General features: G+C 52.7%; 14 protein-coding genes and 1 pseudogene. 8 read left to right on the top strand and 7 right to left on the bottom strand.

The window, feature by feature from the left end; translation table 11 throughout:
* Entirely contained in the window at positions 1-1,947 is a 1,947-nt protein-coding gene (locus tag AC2FLE_RS17445; RefSeq protein WP_496698607.1) for a hypothetical protein, read from the top strand.
* 367 nt (positions 1,948-2,314) lie between these two features.
* On the opposite strand, the gene AC2FLE_RS17440 is transcribed toward AC2FLE_RS17445, so the two are convergent.
* A complete protein-coding gene (locus AC2FLE_RS17440; RefSeq protein ID WP_496698606.1) occupies positions 2,315-4,963 on the bottom strand; it encodes an AsmA family protein in 2,649 nt (882 codons plus the stop codon).
* 423 nt (positions 4,964-5,386) lie between these two features.
* Between AC2FLE_RS17440 and AC2FLE_RS17435 the strand changes: the two genes are divergently transcribed.
* The 4 genes from AC2FLE_RS17435 (at position 5,387) to AC2FLE_RS17420 (ending at position 8,975) form a co-directional block, all read left to right on the top strand.
* Complete coding sequence (locus AC2FLE_RS17435; RefSeq protein WP_246097203.1) at positions 5,387-5,653, top strand: potassium channel family protein; 267 nt, start codon at positions 5,387-5,389, stop codon at positions 5,651-5,653.
* Between the two features lie 103 nt (positions 5,654-5,756).
* Positions 5,757-6,914, top strand: a complete 1,158-nt coding sequence (locus AC2FLE_RS17430; RefSeq protein WP_496698605.1) for an AI-2E family transporter — start codon at positions 5,757-5,759, stop codon at positions 6,912-6,914.
* Positions 6,911-7,975, top strand: coding sequence for an HlyD family secretion protein (locus AC2FLE_RS17425; RefSeq protein WP_496698604.1), 1,065 nt, complete (start codon positions 6,911-6,913; stop codon positions 7,973-7,975). The genes AC2FLE_RS17430 and AC2FLE_RS17425 overlap by 4 nt, the downstream gene beginning before the upstream one ends.
* Positions 7,965-8,975 carry a DUF2955 domain-containing protein gene (locus AC2FLE_RS17420; protein WP_496698602.1) on the top strand — a complete coding sequence of 337 codons (1,011 nt, stop codon included), beginning with the start codon at positions 7,965-7,967 and terminating at the stop codon, positions 8,973-8,975. The genes AC2FLE_RS17425 and AC2FLE_RS17420 overlap by 11 nt, the downstream gene beginning before the upstream one ends.
* Positions 8,976-9,049: 74 nt before the next feature.
* Here AC2FLE_RS17420 and AC2FLE_RS17415 read toward each other — a convergent pair.
* Positions 9,050-9,806: pseudogene (locus AC2FLE_RS17415) on the bottom strand (IS5 family transposase).
* A gap of 466 nt (positions 9,807-10,272) precedes the next feature.
* A complete protein-coding gene (locus AC2FLE_RS17410; RefSeq protein ID WP_496698601.1) occupies positions 10,273-10,854 on the bottom strand; it encodes a TetR-like C-terminal domain-containing protein in 582 nt (193 codons plus the stop codon).
* Between the two features lie 124 nt (positions 10,855-10,978).
* On the opposite strand from AC2FLE_RS17410, the gene AC2FLE_RS17405 reads away from it, so the two are divergent.
* Entirely contained in the window at positions 10,979-11,569 is a 591-nt protein-coding gene (locus AC2FLE_RS17405; RefSeq protein WP_496698600.1) for a YceI family protein, read from the top strand.
* 53 nt (positions 11,570-11,622) lie between these two features.
* Entirely contained in the window at positions 11,623-12,174 is a 552-nt protein-coding gene (locus AC2FLE_RS17400) for a luciferase domain-containing protein (protein WP_496698598.1), read from the top strand.
* A gap of 306 nt (positions 12,175-12,480) precedes the next feature.
* Here AC2FLE_RS17400 and AC2FLE_RS17395 read toward each other — a convergent pair whose 3' ends face one another.
* The 4 genes from AC2FLE_RS17395 to AC2FLE_RS17380 form a co-directional block, all read right to left on the bottom strand.
* Complete coding sequence (locus tag AC2FLE_RS17395) at positions 12,481-13,428, bottom strand: ornithine cyclodeaminase family protein (protein WP_496698596.1); 948 nt, start codon at positions 13,426-13,428, stop codon at positions 12,481-12,483.
* A gap of 313 nt (positions 13,429-13,741) precedes the next feature.
* Positions 13,742-15,013 carry a sensor histidine kinase gene (locus AC2FLE_RS17390; RefSeq protein WP_496698594.1) on the bottom strand — a complete coding sequence of 424 codons (1,272 nt, stop codon included), beginning with the start codon at positions 15,011-15,013 and terminating at the stop codon, positions 13,742-13,744.
* A gap of 56 nt (positions 15,014-15,069) precedes the next feature.
* Positions 15,070-15,729 carry a response regulator transcription factor gene (locus AC2FLE_RS17385; RefSeq protein WP_142636050.1) on the bottom strand — a complete coding sequence of 220 codons (660 nt, stop codon included), beginning with the start codon at positions 15,727-15,729 and terminating at the stop codon, positions 15,070-15,072.
* A 38-nt stretch (positions 15,730-15,767) separates the two neighbouring features.
* Positions 15,768-16,307 carry a PepSY domain-containing protein gene (locus AC2FLE_RS17380; protein ID WP_496698592.1) on the bottom strand — a complete coding sequence of 180 codons (540 nt, stop codon included), beginning with the start codon at positions 16,305-16,307 and terminating at the stop codon, positions 15,768-15,770.
* 205 nt (positions 16,308-16,512) lie between these two features.
* Here AC2FLE_RS17380 and AC2FLE_RS17375 point away from each other — a divergent pair, with 205 nt between their 5' ends.
* Positions 16,513-17,517 (top strand): hypothetical protein, encoded by a 1,005-nt coding sequence (locus AC2FLE_RS17375; protein ID WP_496698590.1) that lies wholly within the window; start codon positions 16,513-16,515, stop codon positions 17,515-17,517.
* The last annotated feature ends 796 nt before the right edge of the window (positions 17,518-18,313 follow it).

Genomic DNA, 18,313 nt, shown 5'->3' with positions numbered 1-18,313 from the left:
ATGACTGATGTTATTTCATCCATAAGCGGAAATCTTCATATTGTCAGACGTTTGGTTGCGGGCTTTGTGGTGATCACCTTTGCCGCATTCGCACATGTCGAAGTGATAGAAACCGCCACCCAGGAGGTCTACAAAGAACTGATGAAATCTAACGCCGTTCTTTTCGCGACGGTGTTCCTGCTCACGGCTTATTTAGTTGGCTCATTGGCCGAATTTGCAGGCAATAGTCTCCTTCTGCATTTTTCCAGTGTTCTGGCTGAAACCTTTGGCTACCCGCTAAAGCGCTTTTTTTGGCTTCCGATTCCGTATCGCTTTGTTGCGGTTCTCTTTTGGTGGATCATCGGTGGATATTTTGTCGCCACTTATCTTCTCATCCGTCGGATCTTTGGCGTACCCAGCTACAAGATTCGTCTCGAGGAGCATTTGGATCAGCGAGGCAAAGACCTGTTTGCAGGTCTCAGCCCTGCGGTGAAATTTGGACTTCTGCACCCTACCAGCATACATTACGAACATGCAGCCGAAGAAATTCTGCAACGAGCTGGCGAAAGACGTGCTTCAGTAACCAGCTTTTTGGACCGACAGGCGGACGCATCGACTGCGATAGCCGCGGTTTTGATGGGGTCGCTGGTCTATTTGGCGCTGGTGGTCCCAAACTTACAAACCGTGTTTCAATATCCAGAACGCTCCGAGGTAATCTACTTGGTACCGGAGGAGCTCGAAGTAATCCCGCAAGATCCTTTCGTAGACGGCGAGGGCCACCTTCCCCCTTCAGGAGAAGACCGGACCAGTGACACTCCGGTTGTTGAGCCTTCGGTCGCCAACGACCCCATCGAAATTCCAGTTATCGTCGAAGAACACGCCGACTTTGATAGCTATCGCACGGTCGCAGTGATCATCTCGATCCTTCCATTTCTGATGGCGTTGTCATTCTTCTTCCTCCAGTTCCGGCGTGACGCGGTGATCACGATGATACAATCGGCAGCGTCCGAATGCCGCGAAACCGGCACCCTTGATGATGGCCCTGTGACGGTGATGTACAGGACTGCGCGCCAAAGCAAAGCCAGCCGGTATGTGTTTGGTGTTCTTTGGATGGCAGTGCTGGTGTGCATCCCTTTGGCGGCAATTCGATGGGTTGTCGCAGAAGACCCGTTTTTCCTGTTCGGCGGCGGCCAAGACACTGTGGTGCAAGAGGTCGGCCGGTTCGTTTTGCACCGCCTTTATTGGAGCGCACTTCTCGCCATTTTGGTATTCAACGCGCTCAACGTATTCAGTTGGCGCACGACACGGTCAAGAACAGCGAATCTCGTGGCCTCCACCCTTTTGGGGATCGGCTACTTTATCGTGTGGGCAGCGTTCAGCCTGATCGTCATGGGCGTCGAATATGTAACCGAAACAGAACTTCGGGCTTGGCAATACGATGTGGTGGTCTCGGTTCGGCACGCCGCCGGGTTTGTTCTGGGCGGGTCACTGACCTACGCCTATCTCAACGACAAACTCTCTTTTGCCAAATGGACGCGTCAGGAAATCATCTTTGCGCTTCGCCTCTTCGTCGTCGCAGCACTTGCCGAATTAGCACTACAGCTAATCGCAACACTAACTTACGGCATCAGTATGTTAAACTATAGCATCATAGATTTCGGAGGGATCATCTATGATGTCGCGTTTTTCTTTGGCGTCGCATTCGCAATTATGTTTGTGGGCCGACCAGCAGCGGCAAGATCATGGCGATCCTTTCGCTGGCTTTGGAACCAGTCGCTTTGGTTCGCCGCCGCCTCCCTTGTTTTTACGTCAGTCTATATCGACATGCCATTGATCTTGTTTAGGGGTTTTGACATTTCTATAGAAGGCTTTGATTTGGATTTTGGAACCTTCTTTATCTACGCCCTGGGCGGTCTTCTTGTGTCTAGAATCCTACAATTCCGCACATCCGCTAAGACTGCGATCTAACTGAGATTTGCAACTCCCATATAGCGAAAGGCGCATGCGGCCCGAATGCCTACAGTAACTGGTGCGTGCCGTAGGTGCCGAGATTGCTCTAGTCGCGTGCAAGTTTCATGCGGCGTGGGAACAGCCTTCTTACAAATGGCGGCATCTATCTCTCTAGGCTTGGAGCCGACATCCGATCCTTTCACTCTGGCAGTTGACGAACAACTTGGCGACAAATGTCGGTAAAGTGTTGTAAGCGGCCCAATGCGCTCGCAGCTGCCAATTCACTCAGCGACGGCGGCTCTGGGCTCAAAGCGGAATTCCCTTTTCGGGAGCATTATCATCTTTCTTTAATTCTAGATTGTTCCTGAACCAACTGCCTCCACCACTACTGCAGTTGCAAAATATCCGGTACGCAGAGTTTTCTTTTGGCAGGCATTTTGTCTGCACCATCTGATCGTTTCAGTCGCTTCGGGCCGTCCTTGACCTTGATTTTCGGCTTAGCTAGCGGGCCTTTTAGAGTCACTGGCCAGGGGCTTTTCGAAAGAGGTTCGCCAATCTTACGGGGCTGTAGATCTAAATCCAAGACCTTGCCAGCCACATCGACGCCGCCAAAGACCACAACTTGGACATGATCCGTTTCCAAGGTGGTTTGTTTCGTCGAAATACTTCCATTGGAGATACTAATCGGCGCGCGCAAGCACACGATCGGAGCAACCTTTTGTTTTTCTTTGGTAAACACCCAAGGTAGCACACCCAGCCCCGCCAAATCCAAAAGCTGGGTCTCGATCGAGCCATCACGTAATGAAACTGTGGCGTTGCCGTTCATGCTGTTGGCAAAGTGCTTGGGTGAATCGGTTCCTCCTGACACCGAAAAATCTGCATAGATCGTACCGCTTGCACCTTTTTTGAAGTTCAGACCGTGAAGAATATCATCCAGCTGCCAGCCGCCTGCCTTGCCGGTCAACGTGAGCAGGTGCGCGTCGTTCGATAGATCCATTTGCCCGCTGACGTCGAAATGAGCGCCACCGTATTCAAATTTCAAAGGCCCGGCCTTAAGCTCATTTTTGTTAAGCGTCAGTTCGCTCTGCAAACTGCTGATGCTTTTGGCGCCCTCTATGTGCCGAAGGTCAATGTCGACATCCATATCCATACCGGACAAGAGAACTGAACGCCCAATTGGTTTGAGCGTCACATCTCTCAAAGGGCCAGTGTCATCTGCTTCTTGATTGACGTCTTCCTCGTCGGGCTCCGTACCGCCTAGCTTCCGCAACTGTGCGGCGGTCTGAATGATAGCTCGAATATGATCTATCTTTATCAGGTCACTCTCTATGGAACCCTTCAGCACAGGATCACTTGTTGCATCATCAAGATCGGCGACAATTTCCAGGACAGATTCAGCGACCTCGACATTGGCACTCGCGTTCCAATCGGTGCCTTCGCTAGCGAGGTCAATCTCAAGGCGAGCCTGTCCGGATTCCACGCGTTCAAGCGATAGTGCCTCCAAAAGGTCCGCTCCTGACGGGACTTCGACATCAATTGCTAAATCCAGGTCCTCGAATTTGAGTACATTCTTCACAGTGCCATGTACCTCGAGGTTCCAGACTTCCGTTTCGCTTGTCCTGCCATCCAAATTCGTCAGCGATAGCTGATTGATATCGCCATTCAAATGAAAGTCGCCGGAAAACCTGCCGAGTTGGTCGTCCGTTCCTAACAGTTCTGGTGAGATCAAACTGCTTGCCGGAATGTCCATTAGACCTTCTGCTGATATTCCTTGTAACTGCAGCGCGTCATCGACCGAACCGTCCAAAATGATAAACGGATCAGCCGGGTTCCCAATTCTCAAGTTGATGCTTCCGACCCTTAAGGTGCCTTCTGGTGTTCTGGAAAGTTCGGAGAACTTGATCGGAGGCGGACCCTCGCCAGACGTGTCCAATGTGAATCCGTTGGTCTTAATGACCATTTGCCGCTGCGGAATCTGCCCGGGGACGCTGTCGATAACCATGTCGACCGCGATAAGTTTAAGATCATACCGCGATGCGGCTGTGCCCGGTTCAGCATCTTCAGGGTACAACCGAATGCGGGTTGTCAGCGATACGTCTTCCGGGTTCCCCAATTCTCCGATTTGTCCTGTCAGCGAGAGGCTTTGCCCGCCATCCAACTCCGTCAAAACACTTAGATCATCAATCCGGGCAACGCCGTCGACCGATTTGAATGTTGCACCAATACTCCCTGAACCTTCCAGGACACGGTCAAGCTTCAGGATATCGAGAAGCTGGCCAAGTTCTACAACCTCTAGGGTCGTCTTCACTTGCAGCCCGTCTTCTATGGGGGTTTCCTCTGCGGTAATCGAAATCTGTTCGAAGTTCACCGCTACCTGAAACGGGTCTTCCGCAGGGAATGTCGCGTTCAGATCAAACCTCTCTCCATTTAGCGAACCGGCCCCAACTGCGGTCGCAACGTCGGTTTCCGTATCGCGTTTTAGAAGCAGCTCAGAAAGCTGCAGATCCAGCTCAAGCCCATTTAGATCGTTTTGGTAAAAAACGGCGAATTCGGTCAGGTCAATTTTATGGTCCGTTAGAACTCCAGCCAAAGGCATTTTCGGAGACTTAGCAGCTTGCCCGGCTTCTACATCTGATTGGGAAAGGGACTGCCAGTTTCCGACGCCGTCTTTGCCTGTGATCAGGTTCAGGTGAACGCCCGAGAGAGAAAGGTTGCTCAGCGATAGATTACTGTTCCAGAGGTCGCGCGTGGAAATTTCGAACTCTATTTCGTCGATTGCTGCCAGATTCTCGTTCGCTCTCCGCGAACCAGGCAGTACCAGCCCCGCCGCTGACACCTGCAAGTGCCGGCCAAGGCCTAGACGCACTTCATCCTCTATGATGACGTCCTGACCAAGTTTCTTGGAGATCAGGTTTTCAACGAAGGTGGTCCTTACAGAAGAAAACAACGTAGAAGACAGGAAAAGCCAAGCTGCTAACACAGCCACAAACGCGACAGCGCAACAAACAAATACACCTTTTGCAACGTACCGCACGCTTTTCTCCTAATGTTCCGATTCATACCTTGGGCAACCTAAACCATTTATTTGTTAGGTTAATGGATTATATGGTCGGCAAATTTCCCGACCTCTGAATGATCTTGACCGTACAGCTGATAACTCTCGCTGATTTGGACGGACAGCTAAATCACGGGTAGATGACAAAATAACTTTTGTACCGCTGACCCAGCTTCCAATCAGCCGGCTTGAAGCGAGTCTGACCGACCAGAACTGGACACGTTGCAGGGGTTGCGACTTCAGCGGCTCGACGCATCCCCCAAGCTATTGGCAGCCAGATTTCTTCGATTTCCTACATTTATCCAATTACTGTTATATGTGAATTTTTCAAACGACGAGGACAGGATGAACTCACTAACCAGAATAACACGTGGGATAGGCGTCGCTTTCAAGGACAGTAGAGTGAAAGGTATTCTTGCCTTCACGGTTGGAATGATCTTATGGGCCTCGGTCTTTTACCACTTTGTCGAAGGTTGGAGTTGGCTCGACTCAATCTACTTTTCTGTAGTGACAATTTCGACCGTAGGGTTTGGTGACTTCTCACCTGAAACCGCGGCAGGGAAGATCTTCACAATGATTTACATCATCGTGGGCCTCGGTGTCTTCGTTACCGCGGCGACCACAGTGGCAGATACAATCTTGTCCCAAGACGACAAAAAAGCGGACTAATAGATTGCACTCAAATGAGCCAAACCGAGTTCCTGCACAGGCATTGGCCCGTCTCTGCATCTCAAGCCGCGGCCTGGATTCATTTGCGCCTTCAAGCTGATAGATGATCACTAAAACTCAAAAAAATATACATATTATGTTTTTTGAGTATAACATTCAAAAAAATATATGGAGGGATGGAATGGAAAAGACACAGGACGCAAAGATTGTCGATCTAGCGATACGATTGCTCTTTCTCGGACTTTTCCTCTACAGCGCTCTGGTCATGGTGGCCCCGCTTGCAAGCGTGGTTATCTGGGCAACTATCCTCTGTGTGGCGCTTTACCCGGCATTTGATTGGCTGCAGTCCAAGCTGGGAGGTCGGAAAAAGCTTGCCACGACGATCTTGGTTTTGCTGGGCCTTGTTCTGACCCTCGGGCCAGTCGCAACTGCGGTGTCTGGTGCTGCAGAACTAGGGGCTGAATTCGCGGAACAAGCTGACAAGGGTGAGCTGAAAGTCCCCCCTGCGCCCGAGGGCCTCAAGGAATTACCATTGGTTGGAGACAAAATTTCCGATGTCTGGGGGATGTTTGAGCGCAATCTTGACGGCGCGCTTACGAAATATGGCGCGCAAATCCTTGAGATCACCAAGTCGCTGTTTGGAAAGGTGTTGGGCATCGGCATCGGGCTTCTTGGCTTAGCTCTGTCCGTATTGATTATGGGGGCGTTGTTCAGCCCCGGGCCAAATATGGTCCAGGGTCTTCAGCGCTTTGCCAACCGTGTTTTCGCTCCGCGCGGTGGAGAATTCGTAACACTGGCAGGCGCAACAATTCGGAACGTTACAAAAGGCGTGATTGGCGTAGCTGCCATTCAAGCGGTCTGCGTTTGGATACTGTTGGCTTTGTTTGGGATTTCTTCGGCCGCCACGTTGGCATTCATCTGCCTGATACTCTCGATTATCCAAATCGGGCCCGGATTGGTTCTTATACCGGTAATTATCTACGCATGGAGTTCCATGTCCGGCGGAACCGCTTTGATCTTCACCATACTGGCTGTTCCCGTCACTATAATGGACAGTTTCCTAAGACCCGTGTTCATCTCAAAAGGCCTCGAGACTCCTATGTTGGTCATCCTCATCGGTGTTCTCGGAGGTATGATGGCGTACGGTTTGATCGGCGTCTTTATGGGACCGGTTCTCTTCGCTGTCTTCTATGAGCTGTTCAAGGTTTGGATTGATACCTCGCCCGAAGCTGAGGGCGCTGCAGAAAGTGCGGCGAAATGAGGAAGACGATATGGACAACCCTGGCTGTCATTCTGATTTTTCTTGTCTGGTACCTGATCGCTGATCGGAAAACGCCATTTACCGGGAACGCAAGAGTAAAAGCCGTGGCGACCCAGATCGTCCCGCAGGTGACTGGCACCGTGACTGAAGTATTGGTCGAAAATGGTCAGATTGTATCGGCCGGAGATGTCCTTGTCCGGATCGACTCGCGACCCTATGAGATTCAGCGCGACAAAGCGGAAGCTGACCTTGAAGCAGCCACTCAAGAAGTGGGCGCATCTTCGGCAGAGGTAAGAGCCGCACAGGCCAAACTAGCAAGGGCGCAGAGCGATCTGGATACGATGCGCATTCAAACAGAACGCGTATTTGCGCTCGAAAAGAAAGGGTTGATTGCCGTCTCAAAGGCCGATGATGCGCGAGGGCAACTGGGGGAGTCCGAGGCAAACTATGAGAACGCAAAAGCAGATCTGGAAAAAGCAAAACAGAGACTTGGTGACGACGGGATTGAAAACCCGAAAATCCAGCGCGCGTTGGCGGCCTTGGCTGATGCGGAACTGAACCTTGAATGGACTGAACTGCGTGCTCCGGCGACAGGTGTCATCTCTAATTTGCTGATAGCCCCCGGAACATATGCGCGATCCGGCCAGGATCTGTTGACGTTTCTGGACGCAACTGACGTCTGGATTGAGGCGTATTTTTCCGAGAACAACCTAGGAAGAGCCTCGATAGGGTCTCCGGTTGATGTCGTGTTGGACATGCATCCAGGTCAGGTTATTCCCGGCGTCATTGAGAGCTTTAGTGCGGCTGTTTCCCTAAGTGGCGGTGATGTGCCCGGGCAATTGGCGAGCCCTCCAAGCACTAAAGGTTTTTTGCGCGAGCCTGAGAGATTCCCAGTCAGGATCGTTTTACCTGGCTATGAAGCTGGAAGCGCCGAAGATGACCTTCGCTTTCAACTGAATGGGCAAGCCGATGTGATCATGTACCTAAGCGACAACTCGTTGCTGAACCTCGTAGGTCGCACCTACATCCGCGTGGTTTCAATTCTGTCCTATGCGTACTGAGGACCAACGCTCTGTCACCCGGCTTGCGCTGGGTGTTACCGGCGTCTTTTCATTGGGCCTATTTCTTGGGTGGCCGCTTGCCGTCGTTGGGGCGGTGTTCGCCGCCCTTTTTCTGCAAGCACCTGCCGCATTGCCTTTGACAGCATTTGCGAAGCTCTTTGTCTTCTCTATTGGGTTGATGTTCATTTCGTTTCTGGTGTCGTCAATCTTCTCACCATATCCGCTTGTATTTCTGATGCTGGTGGCGATTGGAATAATCCTGTCTTTCATGTGGTCAGTTTCCGGCGCCGGAGTATTACCCGGTGTCATAGCTCTCATGGGAGCATTGATGATCCCGAACCTGGTTCTGCAATCACAGGACCTGGCTTTGGTGCTCGTGTATTGGATACCGTTGAACCTGCTGTTCGCAGGCTTCGTATCGACACTGATGTTCGCGCTGATCCCCGCCGAACCTCAAACAGCGGCCCAGAAGAAGGCCGCATCGTCGCTGAACTTCGACCCACATCGCCGTATAGTCAGGATGTCGCTTGTAACAGTGCCGTTTGCCTTGGCGTTTTTTGTTTCCGGCGCATCTGCACTACTTGTTTTGTTTTTTGTCGCCCTGCTGAGCCAGCAACTTGCGGCAATGCCCGCTGCAGGCAAAACAGTTGCAAAAGCAATGCTGACGGCAAACCTTCTTGGGGCGGCAGTATCCATCATTTGCTATGAGATAAACGTAATAGCTCCGGTTATTCTAACGCCCATTCTGCTGTGTTTTTTCTTTTGCCTGACACTCGGAGCACTCGGTAAATCTCAAGCCCCACTCGCCGCCGCTGCCGGCTCTGCTATTACAACGGCTCTGATTGTATACGGCGGGTCGGTTGCACCGTTTTCAGACGAGGCTGACGTCAAGAGCATCACTCGAGTTTTACAAGTTGCCAGCGCCGCCTTCTTTGTAATCATCGCATATGTCGTGGTAGATGAATTCTGGCCGGAAAAAGAGCGCCAGGCGGCTCAATGACGTTTGTTGCAACAAGGCTTGGCGCTGAAACCGACAGAGTTCTCAACTTGACCAATTCTACTTAGGGTCAAGATTCATAACCAGTACATAACGGTTGCCTCGAGTGCGAAGGCTAAGAGGAAGACCTTGGGACAACGGTCGTAGCGTGTCGCCACGCGCCTCCAATCCTTGAGCCTGCCGAACATGATCTCGATCCGGTTGCGGCGTTTGTATTTGCGCTTATCGTATTTGACCGGTGTCTTGCGTTGCTTACGGCCTGGGATGCAGGCGCGTATCCTTTTGTCTTTTAACGCTTCACGGAACCAGTCGGCGTCATAGCCGCGATCCCCGAGCAGCCAATCCACGTTTAGTATGCTGCTGAGCAGAGCCCGAGCACCGATGTAATCGCTGACCTGCCCGGCGGTAACGAACAGGTTGAGCGGGCGACCTTGGCTATCACAGATAGCTTGCAGCTTGGTATTCATGCCGCCTTTGATTCTGCCAATCAGGCGGCCACGCCCCCCTTTTTGACGCCCAAGCTGGACGCCGTGCGATGGGCTTTTAGATATGTGGCGTCGATCATGACCATCTTCCTTTCACCGTGCTCGGCGGCCAGACCAGCCATCATCCGTGCGAAGATGCCCTTCTCGCTCCAACGCTTCCACCGGCTGTAGAGCGTCTTGTGAGGTCCGTATTCCCTGGGGGCACCTCGCCAACGCACCCATTCCGATTGATGAAGATAATCCCGCTCAGCACCCTTCTATCATCGACCCGTTGCCTGCCGTGCGACTTCGGGAAGAAAGGGGAAAGCTTGGCCATCTGCTCGTCTGTCAGCCAATAAAGGTCGCTCATGTCATCGCTCCATATTTGGAGCTGTGAATCACGCAGCGCAGCGAAAATCAATGCATCCTGAGCCTAACATAGATCCAAGCGAAAGCTTCCTTCGCACCAAAAGTCAACTCATGGCAAGCGTTGTTGAATGGCCGCTAACCGAGACTGTGAATGCTTTTTATGCGAGAGTAGCGAACGGCGCGTAGGTTCGCATCAACGAAACTGCAAATTCCTGTCTTGAAGGTTCGCTTTGGGCTGCTTGCGGCCTATCGTGCTTGCTGCAGACAATGGCAACACTGAACCCAAGGTGTTCATGTTGCAATAGGAAAGAGCAGCAGCGACAAATCAGAGTACAGACATCAACGTTGTGAGTAGCAGTTCGTTTTGACCATGCGACGTGCTGATGTCACGCAGCGAACGTGGCCCCACCGCGATCTTGGAAATCGTTAGGCTTCTTGGTCGCTTTGTCTGCAAATTCAGGCGATGTTCAATGTCCCGTATTGGTTTTCGCTATATTGCAAAGCAGATCAACATGTTGATCCAACCAATCCTCGTCCAGTGCCTCGTGACGTATGAGTTTGCGGAAATAAGGTGCAGCGACTGCTAGTTCTATGAGTTGGTCAACCGGGATGTCGGCGGTGATCTCACCGCGGCCTATTGCGGCTGCAAATACTGCTTCAACACTTGCGAACCTGTCTTTCATAAATTCAGTGATCACCAACCTCGCTTCTGCATCGTTGGACGCAGCAGCGACCACCTGAGGCGCGATTTGGCCCCATGGCGTGTCATTCAAGGCTCCCATCAGTACACCGAGTAGCCAGCGCAGGTCAGATCGTAGCGGGCCATCGGTTTTGGGCGGTATGTTCTGCGGTGTTGCGATGCGCCTGAACGCTGCATCACGCAGACTACGCGCATCTGGCCAGTGTCTGTAAAGTGTGCTGCGCGAAATGCCCGTTGCCTTCGATACTGAGCCATGAGTTACATGCAGCACGCCCTCATCCATTAGTATCTCTTGCGCAGCATCAAGCGCGGTCAGTCGTGTGGCGATCAGCCTAGGATCTTCTTTCAATCACCCCTCCTATAGAACATTTTGTTGCATAGTAGAACATTTTGTCCTAAAAGTATGGCAAGCTAAAAACTAAATCCCAAAATTCAATTTCGCAAACACGTCTTGTCAAAATGGGAGCGTATCAATGTTTAAAGTGGCAGCAACCCCGCTGGCGGTAATCTTATCGATGGGCGCGACAACCGCATTGTCCGAGAGTGGCACTTACGAGCTGGATCCTGGACACAGCCAGGTATTGTTTAGCTACGCCCACATCGGGTTCTCAGAAACATTTGGAATGTTCTCAGGTTTTAGCGGTGAGATAGAGTTCAACGAAGATGATCCGTCGGCCTCATCTGTCACAGTGTCTATGCCTGTAAAATCCATGATCACGGGCTGGGATGCCCGTTTGCAACACTTCATGTCCGATGACTTTTTTAGCGCGAGTGACGGTGACGTGGTCACATTCGCCTCAACCAGCATTGAAGTGACCGGGGACAACACCGCGAATATTTCTGGCGACCTGACCATGAATGGCGTCACCAAACCTGTTGTTCTGGAAACAACGCTTAACAAGTCAGCGCCATACCCGTTTGGCCCAAAAGAGGGCACGCCAACCTTGGGGCTGGCTGCCACGGCGACTATCGTGCGGTCTGAATTCGGACTTGGGGCATTTGCGCCAGCAGTGAGCGACGAAATAGAGCTCTTGATCAATATCGAAGCGTTAAAGGCTGAATGATGTGTGCAAGGGCGCCGATACTGCGCTCAACACTCAATCTTTTTGATTGGCAGATGGTCAACACGATGAATGTGCACCTGAGAACATTGGCGGTTGCTGTGACGGTAGTGGTATTGATGTGCTCAATGGCGTCCGCGCAAGAGCGCTCCTTGCCGGATCGCACCTCGCCCCGTCCCGAAACGACAAGCGGCGTACCGCATACTCAGATCGGTGTCGAAATTGATGCCGATTTGGCCCGGCTATTGCTGGAGCGAGTTGCGCAATTCCCAGGGGTCACACTTGGCCCCACACGCATATCACTACCTGGCGCGATTGGCTTTCAGCTTGATCCCGACATGTTGTTGTCTCGACCGAGCTCTATCGTCGGTGGGTTTGAGTTTGCGCATTTGCATCCTGACGGCAGTTTGCACGCTTCGCTCGACTCAGCATTGGCGCGAAAAGCTATTGAGGCTGGCTGGGCCGTAGCTCACCCTTGGGCCGATCAACGCCCCGGATGGAGCGGCTTTGTCATGATATACACACCGACCACACCAGAAGAGCTGGATGTCGTCATCGATCTGGTCGAAAGTTCGTACACCTTCATCACCGGCAACACCTTGGGTTAAACCTGTTTTGCCCGAAAGTGTGCGGTGGCGCCTGCTTCCTTAAAGAGTGCTGTTTCAGCCGCCTTGCTTTTCACGGTCAATTTCTTTCTTACATTCTTGCCGTGGCGAAGCGCTCGGAGCGCGCGTTCAAACCTTCAGCACCAATAGTAACTCCCGTCCCGCGCAGTTGAATTTGCAAAGCTCAGTAGCAAATGCCCGCTTTGGGCTGCGACCAACTAATTGAACTGATCGCAGAGAATGGCATATCTGCGCCCAAAGCGACCATTCCGGTATCTAATTACAAAGTGGTTGTTCATGTCTTTGGCCTCACTCCACGGGTTTTTCGGTGAACCGGCGAACTGCGAGGACCGAAGCAGCATAATCCCCCAATGAAATCCCTCTGAAAGCAAAAGCCGCCGGTTTATTGCGTGCTCGGACATCGACTTTGCCAGCGACCAATTCCGTCAAGTCGGCAGCAATTTGCTCGTATGGCAACATCGGCTTGTCGCTTTCCAGCTCCTGCAAACGGTCGTCGACAATTACCGTTTTAAAAGCAGTCATATGCGCCGGCACCCACGGGATGCACGCATCAGTTATGGTGGCGAAGGCAGTCGGCTTCAGCCATCGGGCATCCAAGAAGGGTTCAATGGAGTAGTCCAACGTTATCGATGTCACTATCAGATCGGCATCACTCAAAGCGTCCTTGGCATTGGCGCATGTTTCAGCTTCGAGACCCATGCCCCTAGCATAACGACAAAGCTTGTCGGCATTCTCTTTACCACGCCCGAACACGCAGATTCGTTTCAAGGGAAACTGTTCTGAAAACGCAGCTAGATGGGAGTGAGCCTGCACGCCCGCGCCCACAAAAGCCACTGTCTCGGCATGAGGGTCAGCAAGCCGACGCGCTGCCACCACTGACAGAGCCGCAGTTCTGATTGCCGTAATCCAATTCGCTCCCAAGACCGCGCGAAGCAGTCCGGTTTGCGCATCCATAACCATGATGGCACCGTTTATCGCGGGAAGACCCCTCGCCGGATTTTCCGGACACACTGTAACCTGCTTGGTCACGATGAATCCATCATCTCCCATAGCCAAAGTAGACATTGCGTAGCGCCCATCGCCGGGCAAGATGACTGTCTTGGGAGAAGTGTGAAGCCTTCCGTCTGCCTTGGCTATTAAAGCAGCCTCGATGGCATCGGCAACTTCCGAAGGTTGGATGCCTAAACCCCCGAGGTCGTCGTCAGACAGGTAAATTAAGGCGTTCTCAGAAGTCACAGAGTCCCTCACTTAAGCAATTTGGCTTTTTGACTGAATACATTGTCTTCGGCAGTTCTTCCTATCGGTTTACCTTCACAGAAGTATTTTGGCTGTAACTTTTGATCGCCCGATCCAACGCGAAAAAAATGCGCCATCATTTTCTGCAAAAGTGAACCTAGCCGAACGCCTGATTTGTCCATTAGGCCGACTTTGTGCGGTCTGAACCAACCCGATGACCTACTGAGATCGTCAGACGACAGGTTCGGGCCCATTGGTAGTTAAAGTTGCGAATTGTTCAAACGACACTTTGCAGATCAGATTCCGGGCGACTTCAGGTCGGGACCACAATCCGACACACCAACCCACCCAGCGATTCAGAACGGTCCAGATCTAGTCTGGCATCGTAGGCTTTCAGTAAGTCGACCGCGATCGCCAGCCCAAGCCCGCTACCAACGACCGAGGTGTCCAATCGTCCGCCAGATCGCAAGGCTTCGCGGTGGGCGTCTTCTGGAATTCCGGGACCGTCATCCTCGATACTGATTTCGATACATTTCTGCTTACGTTTCGCGGTCAGCCGTACCGCGCTTCGACACCATTTGACCGCATTGTCCAGAAGGTTGCCCAAAATCTCTTCGATGTCCTGCGTATCCATGCGCACCCAAAGACCCGGATCGCCATCGATCTGCAGCGATTTGCCTTCGCGGTCCGCCATGGCCGAGAACAGCCGCGCCAGGCGCTCGATGGAGTTAGACAGATCGGTCCGCGAATGGGTCAGGTCAGCAGCGTTCAAAGCCCGCAGCCTGGCCAGAGATCGACCAAGTTGAGCATCGATCCTGTCCAGCGCCTCTTGTGCGGTATCTGTCACCGCTCCGGCGTCGGACAATGTCACAAGTTCATTGCGCAATATGGCTGTAGGAGTTTTCAATGCGTGTGCCAGATCTGCGGCCTGGCGGCGCGAACCCGAGACGATCTCGCGGTTCCGACGCAGCAGCAGGTTCAGGTCTTCGACCAATGGCGAAACCTCTTCGGGGTAATCTGTTGGCCTAAGGTCTTCGTCCTGATCCCAGCGATGGGCCACATCCGTACGCAGCTTTCGCAATGGTCCCAGAACAACTGAAATCAGAAACAACGAGCCGGCTAAACCGATCAGGCCAACTAGGCCAAACACCGGCAGCAGGCTTTTCTGCGCCGCGCGCCGCTCGGCCACGAGCTGAGCCTGACTTTCGGCGACGCTGACGCCCCATACCGTGCCATCTTCATAAGTGATCTTCTGAAAAGCGCTGCGCAGCACTTCATTCTCCGGACCGCTTGTGTCCCAGAGTGTGGGGATGTCAGGAATACCGGGGGGTTCCGCGATGACCTCATCAAACAGCGAGCGAGAGGTGAAGACCACACCGTCGGCGCTTCTGACCTGCCAGTATCGTCCGGAATATGGGGTGCCATAAGCCGGGTCAAATATCAGATCTCGTAGTGCCTCCGGGTTTTCGGTTGTGACATTCAGCCCGACAACCAGCTGTGTGTGACGATCCAGCAGCGCAGAGTCGAACCGGTTGGACACCCGTGCATCAATGTATGAGAAAACCGCCAGTGTGCCTACGCCCACAGACACTGCCCCAGATGCAATTCCCCCCAGCAATGCCCGTTGTCGCAGCGATAACATCAGGCCGAATCGATCATATATCCACGACCCCGAACCGTTGTGATCAGGTCAGTGCCAAGCTTCTTGCGCAGACGGGTAACAAATACGGCGATAGTGTTCGAATCCCGGTCTCCATCGTATTCATAGATATGCTCTGAAAGTTCTGATCGTGAAATCATCCGACCAGAATTATGCGCCAGATAAGTCAGCACCGCGATTTCTTGAGCAGTCAGGTCTACCGGCACGCCATCGGCTGTCACCCGGCCGTTACGGGTATCCAGAATGACGTTTCCCATTTCAATCACGGGATTCAGCTGTCCACTTTGCCGTCGCAGGATGGCGCGAACACGCGCGGCCAGTTCGGGCATGTGGAACGGTTTGGTCATATAGTCATCTGCGCCCGCATCCAGGCCGTCGACCCTTTCGCTCCAGCCATCGCGGGCAGTCAGGATCAGCACCGGTGTTTTGACACCCTCGTTGCGCCATTCGCGCAGAATCGAAATGCCATCGCGCTCCGGAAGGCCGAGGTCAAGGATGATCATGTCATATGGTTCGGTCGCACCCAGATGCAGGGCGTCGAGCCCACTATTGGCGACATCCACAACGCGGCCTTCTGCGTTCAGGAGTTTTTTGATCTGTTCGCAGAGGTGCGGTTCGTCTTCTGCCAGCAATACTCTCATACTTAGGGACTATAGGCGAGCAAATGGAAGTATAACCATTACTTTTTGCCCCCGCCGTTACCTCCGCCATTACCACCGGAGTTACCGCCGCCGTTGCCACCGGAATTACCGCCACCGTTACCACCGGAATTACCGCCACCGTTACCACCGGAATTACCACCACCATTGCCACCGGAGTTACCGCCTCTGTTGCCTTTGTTTGCAGATTTTCCCTGCGAAGCGCCCTTGCCGGATTTACCCGGCGCAGCGCGGGCAGCTTCAGAAATCTGGCGGCCAACAACGGATCGGTTGGAGACAACAACACCCGTCTGAGCGTTGACGATGACACTGACGATTATACCATCCGGTTTCTTGACGAGAATACGGTAATATAGCCTGTCAGCCTGAAAGGCGCGCGCGTCAACTGGCGTTCCACCAAAAGCCTTTTCAACGCCTTTGATTACTTTTTTCAAACGAATGGCACTGCCTGAGGTTGTCGCCTTGCGCAACTCGGATTGCGTCAACTCACGTGCAGCGGCCTGTCCCTCTCCGGGGTGGAGAAAGGCAAGTAGACAGGCAATGGCAATAAGCTTTTTCATCCTTGTCACTCATTACTGCGAAAACGCCGGCTCAATCTACCGATTTCTATGTGAACCTACGGTGAACAGCCAGTTACGCGTGGGTTCAACGATGATGGGTTTAGATCAGGGGTGTCGGATTCTGTTTTCGGCACCCAGTTTTTGCGTCTGCTCGCCGCTGATTACCGTGACAGACGAGAATCGCACCTGATAAACGAGGACCATTATGAACACCAAATCGATCAGCCTGCTAAAAGCCTCTGCTATTGCCATCGCCCTGTTGGGCTCGACCGCGATTGTCGGAGCTGTCGCGTTTCCTGATGCTGCTTATGCCAAAGGGGGCAACGGCGGCGGTAACGGAAACGGCGGCGGTAACGGCAATGGCAATGGCGGTGGAAACGGCAATGGTGGTGGAAACGGTAATGGCGGATCTGGTGCGTCCATTAGCGATAGTGATAAAGCGGCCGGAAAATCTAACCGGAAATCTTCCAACGCTGGTAAGTCAAAGTCATCGGGAAAAAACAAGTTTTCCTTGAAAGACCTGTTTGGGGGTAAAAAGACCAAAGCCAAAACTACAGCCGTAAAGACCGTACGCAAAAGTCAACCAGTGGATCAGGTGACCAAAGCAATTCGCCCCGCCCCGAAACCGAAAGGGTACAAGATGGCGGATCTGCTGGGCGTGCACCCATCTGAACTAGGCGCACTGAACGCCGCCAACGCTAATGAGAATGCTCTCAAGAACGCCTCTCCTAATTCCCGTGTGGGCCGCATCGCCGCATTTCGTGACGCAGTTCTGGCCGGAGATGAATTGCGCGAGGAGCTTGCGGAAACACAGGCATTGCTGGATGGCATGACCCCGCCGGACCGCCCGGTCTCTGAGATCGAAGAGGACCTTGATGCGGCTCTGTCAGATGTTCAGGACAAACAGGATCGCGTGAACGAGCTTGAGGACGCTCTTGCCGATGCCGGGGGCACAGATCCTGATATTGAAGCAGAGCTTAAGGACGCCAATGACGAACTTCAGGGAGCCCTCGATACGGCCGAAGACCTAGGCGCCGAACGGCAGGCTGCGGTCGACTACAACGAAACGGTGGCAGAAGTCGATGCGCTGACTGAGGCTGTAGAAAATCAACCGCAGACCGAGCGTGAAGCGTTGGAGGCTGCCGCCAACAAGCCTGTGACGGATGAGGTCGAGGCTGCCGTAAAAACTCTGCTTGGTCTTGAAAGCTGATTGCTGATTGTCCAATCAATCACCAGGTCAAATAGACCCGAGCCAGCAGGCATAACAACATCACAAATAAAAAAACCCGCTCCGATCCGGAGCGGGTTTCACTACATCCCAGACAACACCACGTGACTTGGGATATACGCAGACGTTCTGTTGAGAGATCAGACGCCTCGTTTCGCCTCTTTTAGCCGCTCATTGTTGAATAGTTCAGACAGTGCATTTTCGATAGGAGGGAAGCGACCGTTGCTCGAATTTGTGATGCTTGACAATTCACCGCCTGAGACGGTGCGCGAGGATTGCATTGCTGTAGGAATGCTAGGCGCACCCTCATTGGCAGTATTGATCATGCTGTTCCCCTTCAGTGCATCCGGGCACGCATTGATCGGCCCTGAGTAAGGAAGTATGAACGATAACGGTTGAACACTCTGAGAATACATTGTTCACGTTCGGTTAATGTTGTTGCGTATGAGTGGACAAACTGGGGGGCATTGACCGCCATATAAGAAAATGCTGCCATTTTGGTTTTATTTCCCGATGGCAGCTTTGTCCGTATAGCCACTGTCCAAAGCTCCACAACACTGCATCTTGGACTAAGGGTCTGCTTCAAGTGCATTGCCGCCGTTTGTAGGTCTTGTTGATGCAAGCGCGGCGATGGTCTGCCGTGTGGCCTTCCTGCCAAGTAGCCTGTGGTACGTCGATTGGAGGACATCGGTCTGGATGCACGTTGTCAACAAGATTGGGCGGCAGCTTTATTGGGATTCACGCGGCAATTCACTGGGAATACGCAGAGCAGGCAGAA

This window comes from Ruegeria sp. CDSA077 (genome assembly GCF_059612265.1).
Note: the sequence above shows the minus strand (reverse complement) of the source record. Positions and strands in the feature narration are given on the sequence as shown.